At 43.2% G+C, this 2,078-nt stretch carries 3 protein-coding genes; all 3 read left to right on the top strand.

Features of this window, described 5'->3' with window-relative positions:
• On the top strand, positions 1–861 hold an 861-nt coding region (gene mgtE / locus WBM98_RS01480), incomplete at its 5' end, for a magnesium transporter (protein ID WP_424364245.1).
• Between the two features lie 50 nt (positions 862–911).
• Positions 912–1,277: a cupin domain-containing protein gene (locus WBM98_RS01475; RefSeq protein WP_424364244.1), complete on the top strand. Its 366-nt coding sequence runs from the start codon at positions 912–914 to the stop codon at positions 1,275–1,277.
• Positions 1,274–2,017 (top strand): prolyl oligopeptidase family serine peptidase, encoded by a 744-nt coding sequence (locus WBM98_RS01470; protein WP_424364243.1) that lies wholly within the window; start codon positions 1,274–1,276, stop codon positions 2,015–2,017. Before WBM98_RS01475 ends, WBM98_RS01470 begins: the two co-directional genes overlap by 4 nt.
• The last annotated feature ends 61 nt before the right edge of the window (positions 2,018–2,078 follow it).

Below are 2,078 nucleotides of genomic sequence, written 5' to 3'. Positions count from 1 at the left end.
GCCGAAAATGTGACCAGGGTCCATTCTATTTATGTGGTCGATGACGATGATAAATTAAAGGGGCGATTATCCCTAAAGGATTTGTTGACTACCTCGACAAAAAGCCATATCAGCGATGTTTATATCCCTCAAGTTGATTCGGTGAACGTGAACGAAAAGCCGGAAGATGTGGCCAAGATCATGTCTAAATACGATTTGGAGGCCATTCCCGTCGTTGATGAAATGGGTCGCCTGGTAGGGCGAATCACCATTGATGATATCGTGGATGTTATACGGGAAGAAGCCGAGAAAGATTACCAACTCGCCGCGGGTATCTCTCAGGATGTGGAGGCCGATGACAGTATTTGGGACCTTACCCGAGCCCGTCTTCCATGGTTGTTCTTGGGACTTATTGGAGGTGTAGGTGCAGCCGCAATTATGGGTGGTTTTGAAGATATGATTAGTAAACATGCCATACTATTTTTCTTTACGCCATTGATTGCAGCCATGGCAGGCAACGTTGGTGTACAATCAAGTGCCATTATCGTTCAAGGACTTGCCAATGACGATCTAAAAGGTGGTGTTGGTAACCGATTGATAAAAGAAATGCTACTGGCCGCATTGAACGGAGTGATTTTAGCAGCAGTCCTGTTGTTGTTCACTTGGGCCTATAAAGGTGATTTTTTAACTGCTTTGGCAATTTCCTTATCCTTAATCGTGGTCATTGTGGTCGCTGGACTCATAGGCACTTTTATCCCACTGTTTTTGGACAAAAGAGGTATAGACCCTGCCATCGCCACGGGACCCTTTATCACGACGAGCAATGATATTTTTGGTATCTTGATTTACTTTTCAATAGCGAAATTACTCTTAGGGATCTAATTGTATTTCACTAGAGCGGGTCACCCATACTAAATTATAATCTCAATGGAATGAAATCCATCAACCTAAAGGAAAAATATGCAGAATTCAACTCCCTTTGGCATCCCCATCAGATTGCCGAGGTAGACGATATGCAAGTGCTCCTGGCCAAGATCCAAGGTGAGTTTGTCTGGCATGCCCATGAAGATGAGGACGAGCTATTTCAAGTCGTCAAAGGTACTTTACACATGCAATTCAGGGATAGGACCGTAATGGTCAAAGAAGGTGAGATCATTGTGGTCCCTAAAGGTGTGGAGCATAATCCGATGACCCCAAACGGGGAAGAAGTTCATATCTTACTTTTTGAAAAAAAGACTACGGCACATACGGGGAAAATGCACTATGACATAACCAAAAACCAGTATCCCAAAATATGAGTACGTTAAGACTGTTGGTACTGTTATTTGGCCTTATCGGTAGTCCGATCCATCTGAATGCGCAAAAAACCTTGAAAAATTCCGAGATTTCTTTTTCAAGAATTTCAAGCAAGCCAGGCGTAAGGAATGCGACATTCACCAATGACGCTGGAAAACGATGGAAGTTGCGGGTCAAATTCCCTGAAAAGTCAAGTACAAAGAACGGACTTGTTATTGCCTTGCATTGGGCAGGTGGCGGGGACACCTATAAAGAATTCAATAACTGCCTGGTTCTCCCAGGTCTTGAAAATAGTAATGCCATAATCGTATCTCCTGAAGGTGAAGACCAACTGTGGGATTCAAGAAACAATATCGATAAGATCCTGGCAATAGTCGCCAATTCCCAAAAGTACTGGAACGTCGATCCGCAGAAAATTGCAATCATGGGGTATAGTAATGGAGGAAACGGGAGTTGGTTCTTCGCTGAAAATTATCCAGAACTGTTCTCAGCGGCAATTCCCATGGCAAGTTCGTATCCCATACATAAGAAAATCGATGTGCCTCTCTATGTCATTCACGGGGCAAAGGATGAACTCTTCGCAGTATCAAAAACGAGACAATGGGTCGCAAAGACCAAAACCGCAGGAAGTAATGTGACTTTAATAATAAATGAAGGACTTTCCCACTTTCAAGGATGTGCTTACGGTAATGACCTTAAGAATGCCGGGGAATGGCTGCAGAAAATTTGGAATAAAAAATGAAAATACTACACCTAGACACCAACCACCCTTTGATGATCGATCAATTTGCAACATTGGGGTT

Source organism: Maribacter sp., from assembly GCF_049667165.1.
GTDB lineage: Bacteria > Bacteroidota > Bacteroidia > Flavobacteriales > Flavobacteriaceae > Maribacter_A.
This window is presented reverse-complemented; position numbering and strand designations above follow the sequence as displayed.

Coding starts and splice junctions, on each gene's coding strand:
- WBM98_RS01475 (WP_424364244.1), top strand. CDS start 912: ATGAAATCCATCAACCTAAAGGAAAAATATGCAGAATTCAACTCCCTT.
- WBM98_RS01470 (WP_424364243.1), top strand. CDS start 1,274: ATGAGTACGTTAAGACTGTTGGTACTGTTATTTGGCCTTATCGGTAGT.